This window comes from Nocardia thraciensis, assembly GCF_054782435.1.
The window spans coordinates 108,773-125,127 of sequence record NZ_BAAGSM010000032.1 but is presented as its reverse complement, the minus strand read 5'-3'; the positions used below and the strand labels follow the sequence as shown (position 1 = coordinate 125,127).

The 16,355-nt window shown below is 70.3% G+C and carries 14 protein-coding genes; 7 read left to right on the top strand and 7 right to left on the bottom strand.

Going from position 1 to position 16,355, the window contains the following annotated elements:
- Positions 1-69: 69 nt before the first annotated feature.
- Together ACYVLQ_RS21065 and zapE are read right to left on the bottom strand one after the other, a co-directional pair.
- Complete coding sequence (locus ACYVLQ_RS21065) at positions 70-879, bottom strand: tyrosine-protein phosphatase (protein ID WP_460699226.1); 810 nt, start codon at positions 877-879, stop codon at positions 70-72.
- 157 nt (positions 880-1,036) lie between these two features.
- Entirely contained in the window at positions 1,037-2,053 is a 1,017-nt protein-coding gene (gene zapE / locus ACYVLQ_RS21060; protein ID WP_460699225.1) for a cell division protein ZapE, read from the bottom strand.
- A 35-nt stretch (positions 2,054-2,088) separates the two neighbouring features.
- Here zapE and ACYVLQ_RS21055 point away from each other — a divergent pair, with 35 nt between their 5' ends.
- From ACYVLQ_RS21055 to msrB, 4 genes are all read left to right on the top strand, one after another.
- The gene (locus ACYVLQ_RS21055) at positions 2,089-2,862 is read left to right on the top strand and encodes a pyrimidine reductase family protein (RefSeq protein WP_460699224.1); all 774 of its coding nucleotides are present in this window, start codon (positions 2,089-2,091) and stop codon (positions 2,860-2,862) included.
- Between the two features lie 32 nt (positions 2,863-2,894).
- Positions 2,895-4,463 (top strand): alpha/beta hydrolase, encoded by a 1,569-nt coding sequence (locus ACYVLQ_RS21050; protein ID WP_460699223.1) that lies wholly within the window; start codon positions 2,895-2,897, stop codon positions 4,461-4,463.
- Positions 4,464-4,554: 91 nt separating this feature from the next.
- A complete protein-coding gene (locus ACYVLQ_RS21045) occupies positions 4,555-5,916 on the top strand; it encodes a glycosyltransferase family 87 protein (protein ID WP_460699222.1) in 1,362 nt (453 codons plus the stop codon).
- Positions 5,917-6,004: 88 nt separating this feature from the next.
- Positions 6,005-6,460: a peptide-methionine (R)-S-oxide reductase MsrB gene (gene msrB / locus ACYVLQ_RS21040; protein ID WP_460699221.1), complete on the top strand. Its 456-nt coding sequence runs from the start codon at positions 6,005-6,007 to the stop codon at positions 6,458-6,460.
- Positions 6,461-6,681: 221 nt separating this feature from the next.
- Here the strand turns inward: msrB and hemQ are convergent, their stop codons facing one another.
- The 3 genes from hemQ to hemE form a co-directional block, all read right to left on the bottom strand.
- The gene (hemQ, locus tag ACYVLQ_RS21035; protein ID WP_460699220.1) at positions 6,682-7,377 is read right to left on the bottom strand and encodes a hydrogen peroxide-dependent heme synthase; all 696 of its coding nucleotides are present in this window, start codon (positions 7,375-7,377) and stop codon (positions 6,682-6,684) included.
- Between the two features lie 129 nt (positions 7,378-7,506).
- Entirely contained in the window at positions 7,507-8,853 is a 1,347-nt protein-coding gene (locus tag ACYVLQ_RS21030; RefSeq protein WP_460699219.1) for a protoporphyrinogen oxidase, read from the bottom strand.
- 372 nt (positions 8,854-9,225) lie between these two features.
- On the bottom strand, positions 9,226-10,302 hold the full coding sequence (hemE, locus tag ACYVLQ_RS21025; RefSeq protein ID WP_460699218.1) for a uroporphyrinogen decarboxylase: 1,077 nt from the start codon (positions 10,300-10,302) through the stop codon (positions 9,226-9,228).
- Between the two features lie 219 nt (positions 10,303-10,521).
- Between hemE and ACYVLQ_RS21020 the strand changes: the two genes are divergently transcribed.
- Both ACYVLQ_RS21020 and ACYVLQ_RS21015 read left to right on the top strand, forming a co-directional pair.
- Positions 10,522-11,073 (top strand): DUF3000 domain-containing protein, encoded by a 552-nt coding sequence (locus ACYVLQ_RS21020; protein WP_068028839.1) that lies wholly within the window; start codon positions 10,522-10,524, stop codon positions 11,071-11,073.
- A 22-nt stretch (positions 11,074-11,095) separates the two neighbouring features.
- A complete protein-coding gene (locus tag ACYVLQ_RS21015; RefSeq protein ID WP_460699217.1) occupies positions 11,096-12,382 on the top strand; it encodes an HRDC domain-containing protein in 1,287 nt (428 codons plus the stop codon).
- Positions 12,383-12,388: 6 nt separating this feature from the next.
- Here ACYVLQ_RS21015 and ACYVLQ_RS21010 read toward each other — a convergent pair whose 3' ends face one another.
- Both ACYVLQ_RS21010 and dxs read right to left on the bottom strand, forming a co-directional pair.
- Positions 12,389-13,192 (bottom strand): enoyl-CoA hydratase, encoded by an 804-nt coding sequence (locus ACYVLQ_RS21010; RefSeq protein WP_460699216.1) that lies wholly within the window; start codon positions 13,190-13,192, stop codon positions 12,389-12,391.
- Positions 13,193-13,444: 252 nt separating this feature from the next.
- The gene (gene dxs, locus ACYVLQ_RS21005; protein ID WP_460699215.1) at positions 13,445-15,334 is read right to left on the bottom strand and encodes a 1-deoxy-D-xylulose-5-phosphate synthase; all 1,890 of its coding nucleotides are present in this window, start codon (positions 15,332-15,334) and stop codon (positions 13,445-13,447) included.
- 318 nt (positions 15,335-15,652) lie between these two features.
- Here dxs and ACYVLQ_RS21000 point away from each other — a divergent pair, with 318 nt between their 5' ends.
- Positions 15,653-16,327, top strand: coding sequence for an SIMPL domain-containing protein (locus ACYVLQ_RS21000; RefSeq protein ID WP_460699214.1), 675 nt, complete (start codon positions 15,653-15,655; stop codon positions 16,325-16,327).
- The last annotated feature ends 28 nt before the right edge of the window (positions 16,328-16,355 follow it).

Sequence of the window (16,355 nt, the reverse complement as noted above, 5' to 3'; positions counted from 1 at the left end):
CGGCGCGCTTGTGGCCGGGGTCCCACCGAGATTCCGGCCAAAGCGGGTGCCGGAAACCAGGGGCGGCGCTCAGCTCAGCATCTTCGCCCGCAAGGCGGCGATATCGTCGTCGGTCAGCTTCAGGCCCTCGTGCACGTAGTTGTCGAAGCTGCCGTAGGTCTGGTCGGCTTGGTCGAAGGCGGCGTCGAGGGCGGGCAGGACCACGCCGTTGAGCGGGTCGTCGGCACCGGCGTCGCGGTAGTGGTTCGACAGCAGGAAGTCGTAGTTCACCGTGGCGCGGTCGACGCCCAGGATCGTCAGCAGCACCGCGGCCATCCAGCCGGTGCGGTCCTTGCCCGCGGTGCAGTGGAACAGCACCGCACCGTCGTCGGTATCGATGATGTCGCGCAGGATCGACGCGAAACCCTCGTTCGCGCCGGGCGCGGTGACGAACGCGCGGTACAGATCCGTGCCCGCCACCAGCGTCGAGGCCATGACCTGCGGCGGCGCCTGGCCGATCACGTCATCGATGTGCAGCGTCGCGCCCGCGGGCACCCGGTCTGGGGCGAACGCGCGCTCATAGCCGGTGCGCAGATCGTCGTCGAACTTCAGCCCGCGGTCGGTCAGGGCGGCCAGGTCGGCGTCGGTGGCCTTGCTCAGCTCGCCGCTGCGGAAGACCAGCCCCGTATTCACGGTGCGGCCGTCGGTGGTGCGGTAGCCGCCGACATCCCGGGCGTTCTGCACACCCAGCAGGTGCAGCGAGCGAGTGGCGGGGTCGACCGTGACCGACGCGGTAGCTGCCGGAGGATCGGCGGCGAGCGCCGTACCGACCGTCGGACCCAGGGCGACGGTGGCGGCCGCGGCCAGGGCGACGGTGCCGCGAATCGAACGTCGAATCATGGCGCTCCCTCATTCTCAGCCCAACGGCCGCGTGCTCGGCCGACGTTCACGATAGGCCCGGGCGATCATCGCGAACCTGCACCGAGTTCGCCGCCGGCCGCCGACCCGGTCGCGATCGACGATTTCGCCCGCCACGCTACACCGAGCGGTCGGTCGGTTAAGCGGGCACCTCGAAGCGGGAAAGCGCCAGCAGGCGCGAGATCGCGCGCAGGTACTTCTTGCGGTAGCCGCCGCCGAGCATCTCCTCGGAGAAGATCTGATCCAGCTTCACGCCCGAGACGGTGACCGGGATCCCGGCGTCGTAGAGCCGGTCGGTCAGCACCACCATGCGCAGCGCGACCGCCTGGTCGGTGATGGTGTGCACGCCCGAGACGAATACCGCCGACACCCCCGCGATCAGCGCCCCGTAGCGCGAGGGGTGCAGCGTGCTCAGATGCCGCAGCAGCGCGTCGAACTCGTCGAGCGTGGAACCCGGTGTGACGGCGGCCTTCTCGGCCAGCTGCCCAGCCGCGGTCGGCTCCGGCGCCGGGGGCAGGTCGCGGTGGCGGTAGTCCGGCCCGTCGACGCGGACGGGGTCGAACAGCGAGCCCAGCTTGCGGATCTCGCGCAGGAAGTCCTGTGCCGCGAAGCGGCCCTCCCCCAACTGGTCCGGCAGCGTATTCGAGGTGGCCGCCACCGACACCCCGCGCGCGGTCAGTTCGGTCAGCAACCGCGAGACCAGCATGGTGTCGCCGGGATCGTCGAGTTCGAACTCGTCGATGCACAGCACGCTGTTGCCCGACAGCCGCTCCACGGCATTGGTGAAGCCCAGCGCGCCGACGAGATTGGTCACCTCGCCGAACGTCCCGAACGATTTCGGCGCGGGCGCGGCGTGGTAGATGGAGGCCAGCAGGTGGGTCTTGCCGACACCGAAGCCGCCGTCGAGGTACAGGCCCGCGCCGTCGACCTGCTTCTTCTTGCCGAACAGGCTCTTCTTCCCCGCCGCGGCGTGAATCTCGGCCACCCGCCCGGCGAACTGCTCGGCCCGCTGCACGGCCGCGGCCTGGGTGGGCTCCTTCGGATCGGGGATGTAGGAGGCGAAACTCACCTCGTCGAATGTGGGCGGCGGCACCATCTGGGCGATGAGCTGATCGGCCGGAACCTCCGGATGACGATCGACGAGGCGTTGTTGCACCCGAGTAGCGTACTGACGTGGTGTGATCGGTTCTTATGCAGCGTGCTCCCAATGCGATCCAGTTCACAGCACTGAGCCCCGACGACCTGGTGCGCCTCTACGCCTATCCGGCCCGCCTCGAATCCCCGTGGATCCGAGCCAACTTCGTCGCCAGCATCGACGGCGCGGTCACCGTGGACGGGCGCTCGGGAGCCCTCGGCACGGGCGCCGACCACGACGTCTTCGCGATCCTGCGCGATCTGGCCGACGTGATCGTCGTCGGGGCCGGTACCGCGCGGGCCGAGAACTACGGCGGCGCTCGCACTGAAGCCCACCGCCGCATCCGGCTGCACCGGCACGGCCTCGGCGGTGCGTCCGACGGCGCACCGCCGCCCATCGCGGTGATCACGGCCAGCGCGGCCCTGGATCCGGCGGGCAAGCTGTTCACCGACACCGTCCGCCCGCCGCTCGTGCTCACCACCGCCGCCGCGCCCGCCGAGCGCAAGGGACTGCTCACCGACGCGGGGGCGGAGGTGGTCGAGGCCGGTGACACGACGGTCACCGCGGCCGATCTCCGCGCCGCGCTGGCCGCGCGCGGACTGCTGCGGGTGCTGTGCGAGGGCGGGCCCTCCCTGTTCGGCGAACTGATCTCCGCCGGTGCCGCCGACGAGCTGTGCCTCACGGTGTCGCCCCTGCTCGTCGGCGGTACGGCGGGTCGAATCGCGGTGTCGCCCAACGCCTTGCCCACCCCGATGGCGCTGCGCCACGTGCTGGCCGACGACGACGGCACCCTGCTGACACGATGGGAGCGGGCACACACCCAGAGCTGAAACCACGCGATCGACCTGGCAGGCTGTATCGCATGCGCTGGATCCGGGCCGCACTGCTGGCAACGTCATCGCTGACGGTTCTCCTCACCGCCGCCTGCGGCGCGGGGCCCTCGGAGCGGCCCGCCGTCGCCGTGGAGCGGCCGCACGAGGCCGGTGGGCCCGCCCGTCCCAGCACGTCCGCGCCGCCCGCACCCCCGGCGCTGCAGCAGCCCAAGACCGACCTCAACTGGCACGAATGCGCGGTACCCACGTTCAATCTGCTGGGCCTCGGCGCACCGCCGCCCGGACTGATCTTCGAATGCGCCGAGTACTCGACGCCGATCGACGCGGGCGGCGCCATTCTCGGTACCTTCCGCAACGGCGCGGTGCGGGCCCGGCTGCAGCAGACCCCCGCCGACGCCGCGCCGATGGTGCTGACCTCCGGCGACGATCGCTCCTCCACCGCCACCCTGGCGGGCCTGGCCGCGGGCCCGGCCTCCGCACTGCTGGGCGCGCACCCGATCGTCGCGGTGGACCGCCGCGGCATGGGCAGATCTCAGCCGATCGACTGCATGACCGCCGACACCCGGCGCGTGCTGGCCGACAACGGGCAATTCGCTCCCGGCGGCGGCGATCCCGTCGATACCGTGGCCAAGCTCAGCCAGGACGCCACCATCGCCTGCCAGGACTTCCTGCAGCCTTATCAGGGCACCTTCGACGCCGCGCACGCCGCCGACGACATCGAGCAGCTACGCAAGCAGTGGCAGGTGGACCGGATCGCGTTGATCGGCACCGGCAACGGCGCCCGGGTGGCGCTCGGCTACGCCGCCAAATACGGCGACCGCCTGTCCCGCCTGGCCCTCGACTCGCCCGAAGCGGTCAACGCCGACGCCGTGGGCCGGGCCGAGCAGCGGGTCAAGGGGGCCGAGGCGGCGCTGACCGGTTTCGCCCAGCGCTGCGCCGGGGTCGGCTGCGCGCTGGGGCCGGATCCGCGGGGCGCCGTCACCGATCTGGTGACCCGGGCCGGGCGCGGTGAACTGGGCGACCTGTCCGCGAACGCGCTGCTCACGACCATTTCCGGATTTCTCGGCGATCCGCGTGCCGACCAGGCGAGCCGCGTCCGGGAGCTTGCCGACGCGCTGGCCGCGGCCGGTCGCGGCGACCGGGGGCCGATCGGGAATCTGGTGCTGCGCGAATCGGCCGCCACCGCCGCCGACGGTCAGTTCGTCGCGCGGTGCAGCGACAATCAACAACCCGCCACGCCCACCCGGGCCAAGGAACTGCAGAACACCTGGGGCGCACAGTATCCGGTGTTCGGCAAGGCCGCCGCGACCGAGCTGATGGCGTGCACCGCCTGGCCCGTGCCCAACGCCGCCCTGCTGCCGCAGAAGTACGCCGGACCGGTGCTGGTGCTGGGCACCGCCGCCGACCCGGTGGTGGGCGGCGACGGGCGGCCCGCGGTCACCGGTGCGCTGAGCGCCGCCGGGGCCCGCGTCGCGACAGTCGAATGGCAGGGCTGGGGGCATCCGGTGTTCACCCACACCGGCTGCGCGCAGCAGTACCTCGTCGACTATCTGAAGGACGCCAAGCTGCCGCAGGACGGCACCGCCTGCCCGGCCTGAGCCCGGCGGTGACGAAGTTCGCGACACGAATACGGCGCCAAACACCGGGTCGAGGCAACGCCCGGCGGGGTTTCCGGTGTACCGTGCCCCAGTGTTCCTTCGTCAGCTCGAGCCACGCACCGCTCGAACCACCTCCGAGGTCCTGAACTTCGCACTGTGGCCGTTCGCGGTCATGACCGTGTTGCATCAGATATTCGTCGAGGGCACCAACTTCAACATCACCGACGATTTCGCGCCGGTGTACAAGGCGTCGCTCGCGTTTCTGAACGGGCGGGCCATCTACGGCGAGAACTTCGATCTCGTCGACCCGCACTACCTGTACCCGCCCAGCGGCACGCTGCTGGTCGCCCCTTTGGCGCTCGTCGATCCCGAGAAGTCGAAGTGGTGCTTCGTCGCGCTGAACGCCGTGGCGATCATCGTGGCCTGGTACCTGCTACTGAAGCTGTTCAAGTTCAGCGTGCGCTCCTATGCCGCGCCGCTGACGCTGCTGCTGATGTTCGCCTCCGAAACCGTCATCAACACACTGGGTTTCGGCAATGTCAACGGCTGCATCCTGCTGGCCGAGGTGATCTTCATCCACCTGCTGCTGCAGCGCCGGGACCTGTGGGCCGGGTTCGTGATGGGTTTGACGATCGCGGTGAAACCCACGCTGGCGCCGCTGCTGCTGATACCGCTGGCGCGGCGGCAGTGGAAGGTGTTCATCACCGCGCTGGGCGTACCGGTCGCGCTCACGGTCGTGGCCTGGCCGTTGATCAAGGATCCGATGGACTACATCCGCCGGACCGTGCCGTACTCGCTGGAGGCGCGCGACTACTTCAACAGCTCCATTCCGGGCAGCGCCGCGTACTGGGGCCTGGACACGTGGCTGACCTGGACCATCCGCATCGCGCTGGCGGTCGTCGTGCTGATCTCGCTGTGGCTGCTGTACCGCTACTACCTGCAGGACGAGCTGTTCTTCATCCTGACCGCATCGGGCGTGCTGCTCACCACCGAGTTCGTCTGGACGTCCCTGGGCCAGCAGTACTACTCGATGATGCTGTTCCCGTTCCTGATGTCGGTGGTGCTGCGCAGCTCGGTGCTGCGCAACTGGCCCGCCTGGCTGGCGATCTTCGGGTTCATGACCTACGACAAGTGGCTGCTCGACCACTGGCAGAGCGCCGGGCGCACCCTGGAGTACCTGCGCGTCACGCTCGGCTGGAGCATGCTGCTGATCGTGGTGTTCTGTGTGCTCGGCGACCGCTACCTGGCCGCGCGCCGCGAGGGGCGGCTGGCCTCGGGCATCGATCCGGTCTTCCTGCTGCCGGAGAACGCGGCGCGGCCGGACGGCCCGGCCGAATCCGAGAAGAATTCCCGCGGACGGCACAACGGCAACGACGTCTCCGACGCCTCCGCCGGAGACGGCAAACAGGCGGACCCCCACGCGGAATCATCGCAGGCGGGCGCCCTCACCTGACACGAACCGGCACCGCGACCTGAGATATCGGGAGGCGTCCTGTGATCACTCGAATCAGCCGTGCGACGCGGCAATTAGACTCGCGCTCATGAGTTCCGACTCCGAGACGTCACTGCCCGCTCCGAAGATCGAGCTCACGCCGCGGGAATGGCGGACGCGGCTGACGCCGCAGGAATACGCGGTGCTGCGCGAGGCCGCCACCGAGCGCGCCTTCACCGGCGAGTACACCGATACCGAGACCACCGGGGTGTACGAGTGCCGGGCGTGCGGCGCCGAACTGTTCCGCAGCGCCGAGAAGTTCCACTCGCACTGCGGCTGGCCCTCGTTCTTCGATCCGGCCCAGTCCGACGCGGTGCTGCTGCGCGCGGACGATTCGCTGGGCATGCGGCGCGTCGAGGTGCTGTGCGCCACCTGCCACAGCCACCTCGGACACGTCTTCGAGGGGGAGGGTTATCCAACCCCGACCGACAAGCGGTACTGCATCAACTCCATCGCCCTGCGCCTGCACCCCTCGGACAACGCAGCGCGCGGAGAAGACGGCTGAACCTTACGGCCACACCACCCCCGCGCGCATGACCCGAAAAACCGGGGCGCGGGATCACATCCGCAAAATCAGCGCACGCTTTCACTTCCAGCGCGCCCTCCACCATGCCCGGCATACCTCGCCACTATGCCCGCCACACACCCCGCCACCATGCCCAGCACGCCCCTCCGCCATGCGCGGCACGCGCCCCCTCATCATTTCCGGCATGCTTTTTGCCGGAATCACGGCAGGGCGGTGATCAGCTTCTCCACGTCCACCCGGGGGCCGGTGAAGAACGGGACCTCCTCGCGTACGTGCAGGCGGGCCTCGGTGGCGCGCAGGTCACGCATCAGGTCGACGATGCGGTGCAGTTCGGGGGCCTCGAAGGCGAGGATCCACTCGTAGTCGCCGAGGGCGAAGGAGGAGACCGTGTTGGCGCGCACGTCCGGGTAGCCGCGTGCCGCCTTGCCGTGGTCGGCGAGCATCTTGCGACGCTCCTCGTCGGGCAGCAGGTACCACTCGTAGGACCGCACGAACGGATACACGCAGATGTAGTTGCCTGGCTCCTCACCGGCGAGGAAGGCGGGAATGTGGCTCTTGTTGAATTCGGCCGGGCGATGCAGCGCGGCATTGCTCCAGACCGGGGCGCTGACGCGGCCGAGTTCGGTGGTGCGGCGGAAGTCGGCGTAGACCGCCTGCAGCTGCTCGATGGTCTCCGCGTGCGTCCAGATCAGGAAGTCCGCGTCGGCCCGCATACCGGCGACGTCGTAGAGCCCCCGCACCACGACTCCGCGCTCCTCCAGCGAGTCGAAGAACGCCCGCGCCTCCTTGATCACCGCCTCCCGGTCCTCCCCCAGCGCCCCCGGCTCCACCTGGAACGCCGAGAACATCAGATACCGGATGGTGGAGTTGAGTGCCTGGTAATCGAGTCGCGCCATGCCCCCATCCTGCCACCGCGGATCCGCCTCCCGCACAGCCGCACCCCGTGCCTACTCCCGCACCCCGACACGCCGTCGACAACGGGTGCGGGACAAGACAACCAGTGCGGGACCCGGCCGAATTGGGACTTACGCCAGGCGGGTGAGGATCCGGTCGGCGGCGGCGGTTCCCGAGGCAGCGCAGGCGGGGACGCCGACGCCGTGCAGGTAGGCGCCCGCGACGGCCAGGCCGGGCAGGTCGGCGATACCCGCTTCGATGGCGGCGACGCGGTCGACATGGCCAGGAGCGTATTGCGGAAGCCCGCCGCGCCAGCGCTGCACCCGCGCCGTGAGCGGGGTGATCTCGATGCCGGTGACCGTCGACAGGTCCGCCGCGGCGGCGGCGATCAGGTCGTTGTCCGGCCAGGAGAGCGGGGTGTCGTTCCCGAAGCGGCCGAAGGAGGCGCGCACCAGGGCGACGTCGCGTTGCGCCAGATGCGTCCACTTGCGGCTGGACAACGTGAATGCCTTGGCGCGCAACGGTTCTCCGGTGGCGACGAGAATACCCGAGTTATCGGGCAGCGGGGTCCGCGCGGGCAATGCCAGCGCGACCACCGCGGACGAGGACAACTCGATTCCGGCGGCGGCAGCGGCCGCTTCCGGCGCCACACCGCGCAACAACCCGGCGGTCACCGGGGCGGGCGCCGCCAGGACCACGGCATCCACCTCTCCCACAGGATCCAGCCGCCAGCCGGTGGCGGTGCGGGTCAAACCCGTTGCCGCCGTATCGGTTTCCACCTTCACCTGGGCGGCGGAAAGCAGTGCGTCCAGCAGCACCCGGTAGCCATCGCGAATGCCGCCGAAGACCGGTGCGGTCGACGGCGGCGGCAACGCCTCGGTCACCGCCCGCGACAGGCTCGTCGCACCGGCGTCCAGCGCGGCGGCCAGCGTCGGCAACGCGGCCCGCACCCCGATCGAATTCGCCAGTCCCGCATACACTCCGCCGAGCAGCGGGTCCAGGCTGCGCCGCACCACCTGCTCGCCGAACCGATCGCCTACCAGGTCACCGACCGACATATCGCCCCCGCGCGCCCAGTCCAGCGGCCGGGTCGGCTCGTCGGCGATGCGCGCCAGCGTCGCCTCGTCCACCAGCCCGACCACCGCGTCCGGCCCGGCCGGAATCCCCATCAGCGTGCGCTCGGGCAGCGGGTGCGCCGCCCCGCCCGACCAGATCAGCGGCCGCTTCCCCGCCGGGTACACCAGCTGATCGGCCAGCCCCAATTCCGCCAGGAGCGCGGGGATCTCGGGTCGCCGCCCGACGAACGCCTCGGCCCCCAGCTCCACGGGACCACCGGCGATATCGTCGGTGCGGAGAATCCCACCGATCCGCTCGGACCGCTCCACCAGCACGAGATCGAGCGTGGAGCCGAGCTCCCGCCGCAACCGATAGGCGGCCACCAACCCGCTGATCCCCCCACCGACCACCGCCACCCGCATCGACCACTCCTCGCCACTTCCGAATCGATCCCGGACCCGCGATCACCGCATGGCCAAACCCCTGCGGGGGCGACCATCCCACCACCAACCTCTACTCCCCCCGCAACCTACTCTCGCAACCACCCCGTTCCCGCTCCCGGCTGTCCCCCGTCCCGCACCCGGCTACCCCGCGCCCTTCTCCTCCGCGTCCCTGTTCCCGGATGTTCCGCACCCCGCACCCGGCTCTCCGGCACCCCAGCTCTCGCCGTATTCCCCTCCTGGCCCACGCCGCAAACCGCTCGCCTGGCACAAGCTGCGGTCCCTAGCCCAGCGGGCGCTCGGACGTCGGAACCCATGTTCACACGAGGCACCGACAGGTTCGGTGGCGCGGGATTACAGGGGCGAGGGCAGACTATGGATCAGGGCCACCGTCTCGGTGATCACGCCCGGGTCGGTCTCGGGCAGCACCCCATGGCCGAGGTTGAAGATATGCCCGGTCGCGCCCATCGCGATCGCCCGGTCCGCCTCGTGCGCGATGCGGCGCACCTCACGCTCGACGACCTGCGGACCCGCGAACAGCACCGCCGGATCCAGGTTGCCCTGCAACGCCTTTCCGGCGCCGACGCGACGGATCGCGTCCTGCAGCGGCACCCGCCAGTCGACACCGACCACATCGGCGCCCGCCTCGCCCATCGCGCCCAGCAACTCCCCGGTGCCCACGCCGAAGTGGATGCGCGGTACGCCCGCGGCGGCCAACTCGGCGAACACCCGCTCCGAATGCGGCAGCACGAACTCCCGGTACTGCGCCAGCGACAGCGCTCCCGCCCAGGAGTCGAACAGTTGCAGGGCGTCCACGCCCGCGGCCAGCTGCGCGCGCAGGAACTCGATGGTGATGTCGGTGAGCACGCCCAGCAGCAGATGCCAGGTCTCCGGATCACCGAGCATCAGCGCCTTGGTGTGCTCGTGATTGCGGCTCGGCCCGCCCTCCACCAGATAGGAGGCGAGAGTGAAAGGGGCACCGGCGAATCCGATGAGCGGGGTGTCGCCGAGTTCGTCCAGCAGCAGCCGCACCCCCTCGGTGACCGCGCCCACCTCCTCGCGGCGCAGCCGCGGCAGGCCGCGCACATCGTCGACGGTGCGCACCGGCCGCGCCACCACGGGACCGGTCCCGGGGACGATATCGAGGTCGATCCCCGCCGCCTTGAGCGGAACGACGATGTCGGAGAACAGGATCGCCGCATCCACCCCGTGGCGGCGGATCGGCTGCATCGTGATCTCGCACACCAGCTCCGGATCGAAGCAGGACTCCAGCATCCCGATCCCGGCGCGCAACTCGCGGTACTCGGGCAGCGACCGCCCGGCCTGACGCATGAACCAGACGGGGCGCCGGCTCGGCGTGCCGCCGGTGGCGGCAGCGAGGAACGGCGCATCGGACAACCGGCGGCGGGTAGGTGTGCTCATCCCCGCCATCGTATGCGGGCGTGTGATCGGTCTCCCCCACGCGGTCGGCACGCCCGGGGCACACCGTCACTGCGAACGCCAGAATGCGCGCAGCGGCGCGCCTCCGACCGCGCCGGGCCCTTCCGGTCTACCGTCTCATTCGTGACACCGCTCGACTTCCGCGACGGCGCCGCACCGACCCCGGGCCCCGACAGCGAACCAGCCCAGTTTCGCGCCGCGGTCGATGCGATGGGCACCGCCTCCGTGCACCCCCGGATCGAGCTTGCACCGATCCGGCCGCCGCAACGCCTGGCACCTTATTCATACGCCATCGGAGCCGAAGTCAAACCTCCGGACACGAATGTGGTCCCGGTCGACTCGGAGGGCGACGCGTTCGGGCGGCTGATCCTCTTACATGATCCCAACGGCCACGAGGCCTGGAACGGGGTGTTCCGGCTCGTGGCCTACATCCAGGCCGATATCGACGCCGCGCTCGCGGGTGACCCGCTGCTGCCGGAGGTGGCCTGGAGCTGGCTGGTCGACGCGCTGGAATCACGGGGCGAACCGTTCACGGCGCTGGGCGGCACCGTCACCTCCACCAGTTCGGTCCGTTACGGCGACATCGCCGGACCGCCGCGGGCCTATCAGCTGGAGCTGCGGGCCTCGTGGACGGTGGGCTCCACGGAGCTCGGACCGCACGTGGAGGCTTTCTGCGAGGTACTGGCCTATGCGGCCGGTTTGCCACCGGCCGGCGTTACCCATTTGCGGCCGGGTCCGCAGATTGCCGACGACCAGTTCTGACCGCCGCGTAAAGTTCGGGGCTATGCCCGTTGCCGACGAATCAGAGAATCCCGTGAGTGGGGTTGGGGGGAACGACGACGCCGCCGTCCCGTTGCTGGCGCCCGCCGACGGCGTGCCACCGGTGCTGGACACGGCCGTCGCCGTCGCCGCCGCCGCGGCCCGGCTCACCGCCGGAACGGGGCCGCTGGCCGTGGACGCCGAGCGCGCGTCGGGCTTCCGCTATTCCAACCGCGCCTATCTGATCCAGTTGCGGCGCAACGGGTCCGGCAGCTTCCTGATCGATCCTGTCCCGCTGGAAGACGGGGCGCTGGACCCGCTGGCGGAGACGATCAACGACCTGGAGTGGGTGCTGCACTCCGCCGATCAGGACCTACCCGGGCTGGCCGAACTGGGCCTGCGGCCGAGGGAGCTGTTCGATACCGAACTGGGCGGGCGGCTGGCCGGATTCGAGCGGGTCGGCCTGGCTGCCATGGTCGAGAAGCTGCTCGGCCGCGAACTGCGCAAGGGCCACGGGGCCGCCGACTGGTCGACCCGCCCGCTGCCCGCCGACTGGCTCAATTACGCGGCCCTCGATGTGGAACTGCTATTGGAGTTACGTGACGAGGTCGCCGCCGCCCTCGACGAACAGGGCAAGACCGACTGGGCGGCACAGGAATTCGAGCACGTGCGCACCACCGAGCCCGCGCCGCCGAAAGCCGATCGCTGGCGCCGCACCTCCGGCATTCACACCCTGCGCCGGGCCCGGCAGCTCGCGGTGGTCCGCGAACTCTGGTCCGCCCGTGACCAATTGGCCCGCCACCGCGATGTGGCGCCCGCCCGGGTGCTGCCGGATTCGGCGATCATCGCCGCCGCACAGGCCGATCCGAAATCGGTCGGCCAACTGCGCGCCCTGCCGATCTTCGGCGGCCCGCGCCAGCGCCGGTACTCGCGAGAATGGCTGGCCGCGGTGGAACGCGCTCGCACACTGCCGGATTCGGAGCTGCCGAGCCTGGCGCAGCCCTACGACGGACCGCCGCCGGTGAACCGCTGGGAGCGCCGCGACCCCGTCGCCGCCGCCCGGCTGGCCCGGGCCCGCGCGGCGATGACCGAGCTGTCCGAGGAGCACGCGGTCCCGGTCGAGAACCTGCTCACCCCCGACCTGCTGCGCCGCCTGTGCTGGGACGGCCTGCCGGAGTTCCGCTCCGGCACGGTCCCCGACGATCCGGCCCAGGCGATCGACGATTACCTGAAGTCGGGCGGCGCCCGCCCCTGGCAACGCGAACTGGCGGTCCCCCCACTGGCAGCAGCGCTGTTCGACCAACAGAGCTGACCTCGCTCAGTCCTCGAACACCGGTGGCCGCCGATCCCGCCGTGCACGAATCGCCTCGTCGAAGTTCTCGGTGGTCAGCCGCACATAGAGCTGCGACATGCCCTCGTGCTGCATATGCGATTCGAAACTGCCCGCTTCCAGCCCGCTCCACAGCATGCGCTTGGTGAGTTCCGCGCCGACGCGGCTCCAGCGGATGATCTGTTCCGCTGTGTCGTAACAGGTTTCGAGGAGCTTGTCGGCGGGGACGACTCGCGAGACTATGCCGAGGCGCTCGGCCTCGGCGGCGTCGACATCGCGGCCGGTGAGCATGATCTCGAAGGCGCGGGTCGTGCCGATCGCGCGGGGCAGCAGGTAGCTGATGCCGAGTTCGGCAGAGGTGAGGCCGTTGTTGATGCCCGCCGCGCGGAAGTAGGCGTCCCCCGAGGCGATCCGGATGTCGGTGCCGACCGCCAGGCAGAATCCGCCGCCGATGGCCGCGCCGTTGACGGCGCTGATGACCGGCTGGTGCATGCGGCGGATCGTGAGCATCACGTTGTTGAGCAGGTCCATGGAGCGGCGCGCCACGCTGGTCTTGGTCAGGCCCGCGACGCCGGGAATCGGGCCCGCACCCTGCAGGTCCGCGCCCGAGCAGAACCCGTGCCCCGCGCCCGTGAGCACCACCACCCGCACCTCGTTGTCGGCGGCCACCGACTCCAGCGTCTCGCGCAGCGGAACCATCACGTCGAAGGCCATCGCGTTCATCCGCTCCGGCCGGTTCAGGGTGACCAGGGCGACCTGCGGACGCGGTTTCTCGACGAGCACGAACGACATGCGGACTCCTACCGTCGGCGACTGAGAAAACTGTAACCGGTTACAGAATCTACGCGAAAGTCGACAGCCTGCTCTTCTCGTCATCCCGGCATGCTTTTGGCCGGGATCCACCGCGAGATCCCGGCCAAAAGCATGCCGGGATGACGAGGGGTGCAAGCACGCCACGCCGGGACGACACCGAGCGCACACACACCACCCCGGCACGACACCGAGCGCACACACCACGTCGGGGATGGCGGAGCGCGTGCGGCTTCAGACCCCAGCGAGCCAGGCGGTGACCCGCCGGGCGATGTCCTCCGGCGTGAGGCCCAGCTCCTGGTGGATCTGCGCGCGCGAGCTGTGGTCCAGGAACTGTTGCGGCACACCGAGGTCCCGCGTCGGCACGTCCATACCGGCGGCCCGCAGGCGCGAGGACACCGTGCAGCCGATGCCGCCGTGCATGCCGCCATCCTCCAGTGTCACCACCATGCGGTAGTTCTCGGCCAGCTTGACGATGGTGTCGGAGACCGGCAGCACCCAGCGCGGGTCCACCACGGTGACCGAAATCCCTTCCGCGGTCAGCAGATCCGCGGCCCGCACCGCGTTCTGCGCGAACGGGCCCACCGCGACCAGCAGCACGTCGCCGCGCACCGTCTGCGCCGCGCCCCCTTCGGGCATGCGCAGCACGTCCACGCCGTCCAGCCGCTCCACCGCCGAGATGTCCTCGGGGACCGCGCCCTTCGGAAACCGCAGCGCGGTCGGCCCCTCGGTGACCGCCAGCGCCTCGGCCAGCTCCTCGCGCAGCGTCACCGCATCACGCGGCGCGGCCACCCGGATGCCGGGCACGATGCCCAGCACCGAAAGATCCCACATGCCGTTGTGGCTGGCGCCGTCGTCGCCGGTGATCCCGGCCCGGTCCAGCACGAGGGTCACCGGCAGCCGCAGCAGTGCCACATCCATCAGCAACTGGTCGAAGGCGCGGTTGAGGAAGGTGGAGTAGATCGCCACCACCGGATGCAGCCCGCCCAGCGCCAGGCCCGCCGCGGAGGTCATCGCGTGCTGTTCGGCGATGCCGACGTCGAACATGCGGTCCGGGAAGCGCTTTCCGAACGGGGTCAGCCCGGTGGGGCCCGGCATGGCGGCGGTGATCGCGACGATATCGTCGCGCTGTTCGCCCTGGCGGACCAGCTCGTCGGAGAACACCGAGGTCCAGCCCACGGATTTGCCGCCGCGCGGCTGCCCGGTCTCCGGGTCGATGGCGCCGATCGAATGCATCTGGTCGGCCTCGTGGTCCTCGGCGGGTTGATAGCCCCGCCCCTTCTGCGTGACCACGTGCACGATGGCCGGACCGCCGAAGTCCTTGGCCCGGCGCATCGCCGCCTCCAGCGCGGCCGTGTCGTGCCCGTCGACCGGACCCACGTACTTGAGGCCGAGATCGCTGAACAGCTCCTGCGGCGCCACCGCGTCCTTGATCCCGGCCTTGAGCGCGTGCAGCATCGAGTACGCCGAGCCGCCGACGCGCGGGATGCCCTGCACGAACCGTTTGGTGGCGTCGAGCGCCTGCTCGTAGGCCGGCTGCATGCGCAGCGCGCCGAGCCGGTCGGCGAGCCCGCCGATGGTCGGCGAGTAGGAGCGGCCGTTGTCGTTGACCACGACGATGAGCGAGCGGTCCGGTCCGGCGGCGATATTGTTCAGCGCCTCCCAGCACATGCCGCCGGTGAGCGCGCCGTCGCCGACCACGGCGACCACGTGCCGCCGCTGTTTGGTCAGCGCGAACGCCTTCGCCAGCCCGTCGGCGTAGGACAGCGCGGCGGAGGCGTGCGAAGACTCCACCCAGTCGTGCGCGCTCTCGGACCGGCTCGGATAGCCCGACAGCCCGCCATGTTTGCGCAGCGTGTCGAATCCGTCCTGGCGACCGGTCAGCATCTTGTGCACGTAGGCCTGGTGGCCGGTGTCGAAGATGATCGGGTCGGCCGGAGAATCGAAAATCCGGTGCAGCGCGATCGTCAACTCCACGACGCCGAGGTTCGGTCCCAGGTGACCGCCCGTCACCGCGACCTTGCGGACCAGGAACTCGCGGATCTCCTCCGCCAGCTCCTCGAGCTCCGGTACCGTCAGCCGGCGCAGGTCCTCGGGCGTATCGATCCGGGAAAGAACTCCCACCGCTTTTACTCCCTCTGGATGGCTCGTCTGTTTCAGACAGTCTACGGAGGCGTCCAGACCCCCGATGACCAGAATGCAAAGCCGGCCACCGACACCCCTATCCGGTGTGATTCGCGACATAGGGGGCCGCGCGGAATTTGGGACACGGCACTGTGCCGCAAGCACTCTCGACGTCACTTCCTGTCGCGCCACCGCGGCGGCCACGTACCTGTCGACGTGCCCGGGACGCGGGCTGCTGGGCAAGACTCGGGAGAGCAGGCAGGATCGAGGGCACAGCTCGGGTCACAACCCCCCGGATCCAACCCGCAGGAGACCCAGATGACCGACGAACCGATCCGCCCCGCCACCGTGACCACTTTCGGCCGCGGCACCGCCACCGGCACACCGGACCGGATGCAGGTGTCGATCTCCATCGAGACCCGCGCGAGCACGGTCGCGCTCGCCTACGGTCAGGCGGGGTCGCGCACCACCGCCGTCACCGAGGCGCTGCGGGCGGACGGCGTGCGGACGGCCGATATCGGTACCAGCGGTCTCTCGGTGCGCACGGAGACGACCTGGACCGAGGACAGCGGCACCCGTATCACCGGGTACGTGGCCACGACGGCGTTGACGGTCTCGCTGCGCACCGACCGTGTCGACGCCGGTGATCCGGACCCGGCGACGGTCGTCGCGCACGCCGTCGACGCGGGCGGTGACGACGTGCGCCTCGGCGGGCTGAATCTCACCTTCGCCGATACCGAGGCGCTGCTGACCCGCGCCCGCGACGCCGCGTGGGACGACGCCCACGCCACGGCCGCCCAGTACGCCGCCCGCGCCTCCCGCAACCTCGGCGCGGTGCTCGAGATCACCGAGAACATCGCCGCACCGCCCACGCCGTCCAGCGGCCCCGAGTTCCGCTCTGTCGCCATAGCCGCCTCCGCCTCCCCCGTCCCCATCGAATACGGCGAATCCGAACTCTCCGCCACCATCCGCGCCACCTGGCTCCTGGACTGACCCGCGCGTCGCACGATGGGTTCGGGGC

What these genes read in the sequence shown, in the direction of transcription:
- ACYVLQ_RS21065 (WP_460699226.1), bottom strand. Translation starts at nt 879, where the DNA reads ATGATTCGACGTTCGATTCGCGGCACCGTCGCCCTGGCCGCGGCCGCC.
- ACYVLQ_RS21055 (WP_460699224.1), top strand. Translation starts at nt 2,089, where the DNA reads ATGCAGCGTGCTCCCAATGCGATCCAGTTCACAGCACTGAGCCCCGAC.
- ACYVLQ_RS21050 (WP_460699223.1), top strand. Translation starts at nt 2,895, where the DNA reads ATGCGCTGGATCCGGGCCGCACTGCTGGCAACGTCATCGCTGACGGTT.
- msrB (WP_460699221.1), top strand. Translation starts at nt 6,005, where the DNA reads ATGAGTTCCGACTCCGAGACGTCACTGCCCGCTCCGAAGATCGAGCTC.
- hemQ (WP_460699220.1), bottom strand. Translation starts at nt 7,377, where the DNA reads ATGGCGCGACTCGATTACCAGGCACTCAACTCCACCATCCGGTATCTG.
- ACYVLQ_RS21030 (WP_460699219.1), bottom strand. Translation starts at nt 8,853, where the DNA reads ATGCGGGTGGCGGTGGTCGGTGGGGGGATCAGCGGGTTGGTGGCCGCC.
- hemE (WP_460699218.1), bottom strand. Translation starts at nt 10,302, where the DNA reads ATGGCGGGGATGAGCACACCTACCCGCCGCCGGTTGTCCGATGCGCCG.
- ACYVLQ_RS21020 (WP_068028839.1), top strand. Translation starts at nt 10,522, where the DNA reads ATGGGCACCGCCTCCGTGCACCCCCGGATCGAGCTTGCACCGATCCGG.
- ACYVLQ_RS21015 (WP_460699217.1), top strand. Translation starts at nt 11,096, where the DNA reads ATGCCCGTTGCCGACGAATCAGAGAATCCCGTGAGTGGGGTTGGGGGG.
- ACYVLQ_RS21010 (WP_460699216.1), bottom strand. Translation starts at nt 13,192, where the DNA reads ATGTCGTTCGTGCTCGTCGAGAAACCGCGTCCGCAGGTCGCCCTGGTC.
- ACYVLQ_RS21000 (WP_460699214.1), top strand. Translation starts at nt 15,653, where the DNA reads ATGACCGACGAACCGATCCGCCCCGCCACCGTGACCACTTTCGGCCGC.